Annotated in this window: 2 protein-coding genes; both read right to left on the bottom strand. The window is 30.9% G+C overall.

The window, feature by feature from the left end:
* Positions 1-44 precede the first annotated feature (44 nt).
* Positions 45-1,967, bottom strand: a complete 1,923-nt coding sequence (drmB, locus tag CHU92_RS00670) for a DUF1998 domain-containing protein (RefSeq protein WP_094411588.1) — start codon at positions 1,965-1,967, stop codon at positions 45-47.
* Positions 1,967-2,605 (bottom strand): helicase-related protein, encoded by a 639-nt coding sequence (locus CHU92_RS00665; RefSeq protein ID WP_094411586.1) that lies wholly within the window; start codon positions 2,603-2,605, stop codon positions 1,967-1,969. Before CHU92_RS00665 ends, drmB begins: the two co-directional genes overlap by 1 nt.
* Positions 2,606-2,672: the final 67 nt, after the last annotated feature.

Below are 2,672 nucleotides of genomic sequence, written 5' to 3'. Positions count from 1 at the left end.
GGTTATTTTTATAGGGGAAATTGAAATTAATCAAGTTGAGTTTATTATTTTTTAAAATATCCATATTCTTTGTCAACTAAAATTCGTCTATCAAGATAGCAATTAAATTTTTCACAAGACGTCTCGGGTAATAATGTACAACTAAAACAAGCTGAAAGATTCAGATTTGCTACTCCTTGTCCGTGTGTATGGTAACAAATCGGGTCTGTCGCACAATCAGTAGCACGCATCATTGCTGATTCAATTAGTTTTCCAATTCTGTTGTCATCGCAAATTGATGTTATGCCGCCATAACTTCCTTCTGAACCTGCAACTGTGTAAATCATAACACCATTCATACCTAGTCCTTCATCAATATAAAGCCTCTCTTGAATTGAGGTTGATGGATAACCGCACAAGTATTCTAATTCTTTGATGATTAAATGAGAAAATGTATGTATCAAAACATATTTTGGATTCAATTCAAAGTCTTCGCTAAACGCAGATTCAAATTGTCGTTTGTTGCCGATTAGGATAGAAATTCGTTCTTGAATTTTCGTGTTTGACTTAATCCAATTATCCAAAACATTATTGTCAAACTCGAAGAAAATTCCTTCACCAAAACTTTCAATCGCTGGTAAATACTTTGCAGTTTTGCCGTAAGTAGAAGTAAATTTCTTTACAATACTTTCTTTTGTCGCCTTTTCGGGGTCTTCATCTTGTAAAATTTGACTTGATGAAATTGGTTCTTGACGTGTGAAAGAAGTTTGAACAGACGTAATTTTGATTTTATCCATTTTGAAAATGGATTTTATCAGATCATTTTGAAAAAATGATTGGTTTATTTTATTGAAGATTAACTTATCTTCAATTTTTTGGGGTAATTCTTTACTTGTGATGAAATTATATTCATCAAATCTGTATTGATTTTCTGTTTTCGCAATTTCTGCCTCACGTTCACTGAAATTGTTATCAATTAAATTTTGAATTGTTTTAATTTCAAATTTAATGTTGTGCGATTCTTGTAAAATGTCTATAATTACCTCTGATGAATAACCTTTTTGCGAATAGGTTTTTATTTTGTCAATTAAATAAGTATTCAATTCATCATTTGCAGGAATGTAAATACTTGACAAAATATTTGGATAGTAAACACTATTGCTCGAACGAATAACTGGTTTAAACAAAATGTCCGTTTCCTTGGTGTTCGGAATTAAATCTTGAATTTTTATTCTCAAATTAAACAAACCTGAAAGCGTTGTAAAGTTTAATTGTTCACCGTCTTTTCTTTTTGCAATTATCCAAATACCTTTTAAATCATCTAATTTGTCAGAGGTTTTGTATTCAAAAATTGCATCTTCTGGAACTTGAATATTTGCAAGCGTGATAATATCTTCTTCACTTACGGTTTCCTTAGGTTCTTTTTTATCATCTTTTTTCGTGTTTCTAAACATTGCCCATTTATCCCAAGGAATATCGGCAATTTCACCATTAGGCGAAGTGAGAATAAAACGCACTTGTTCTAAATCATAAAACTTTCTTTTTTTCTCTCTATTCTGGACATAACAATGGCAACATTTGGGCGGAAAAAAATTGTCTTTATGTTCTGAATTAACATTGTTTTCCCAATTCTTTTTCCACCTGTCAATTCTATCAAAACGATTACAATTATTACAATAAAACCATTCGGGAAAATACTTTGCAGATAAAAACGCAAATTGATTTTCGGGTTTAAAACCTTGTTTTAAGTCATTAACAGGGATTTTTACCAAGTGTTCTAATTCTTGAAAATACCTGCTTAAACGATTTTTAAAACGCTTATCAACGATAAAATTATGTTCTTCAAACTTTCCGTTTATGGTTCGGAAAAATGGCCACTCATTGAAACTGTCAATCAATATTGAACCGTCTCTTGTTTCAATAATAGAACCAACACCACCATAAGAACTGATAGCTTTTCTTGTTTGTATTTGCTCAAATTGTCCCATTATTTATTTATAATTTTTACAATGCTGTTTGTATCTATTTCTCTCATTGACATCATCAAACTCCAATCATCTAAATCAGATATTTTTTTAATCAGAATTTTGTAAGTCAAATCGCCTTCTTTGGTTGTCCATTTTTCGGATAGAACTTTCAATTTTTCCAAAGCATATTCCAACTGCTTTTTGTTTTTGATTCGATCTGAAATGAAGTTTTCAAGTTCCTTATAATCTCCAGTAAAATCTTTTGCTCGTTTGTCTAAATACAAACCTTGTTTGTGTCTGACGTAACAAACTAACAAACTTGCTAAAACTTTATCCAAAGCAATTTCAGTAAATGGCGTAACGCTCAACGGCTCTACAAATTTATAATACGCGTTATTAAAAGGAACATAATTTTCAAAGTACGATTTGTCTCTTGAACGATTAGCGTCCAATAAATTTATTACAATTCCTTTGTCTTTTCGTCCTACACGACTTGAAGCCTGAATATATTCTGCAACATTTTTTGGTTGTCCGTTCATCAACATTACATTCAATCGTTCAATATCAATACCAACGGAAAACATATTTGAAGCCAAAACCAAATCAACCGTGTTTTGAACGAAAGCCATATTGTCTTTGACAACCAAACTAAACGGCATCTCTAATTCGTTTAATAATTTTTTGTTTAGTACACGACAAAAAATATAATTGATTAAAAATCAATAA

It is taken from the genome of Flavobacterium cyanobacteriorum, from assembly GCF_002251835.1.
Lineage (GTDB): Bacteria > Bacteroidota > Bacteroidia > Flavobacteriales > Flavobacteriaceae > Flavobacterium > Flavobacterium cyanobacteriorum.
Note: the sequence above shows the minus strand (reverse complement) of the source record. Positions and strands in the feature narration are given on the sequence as shown.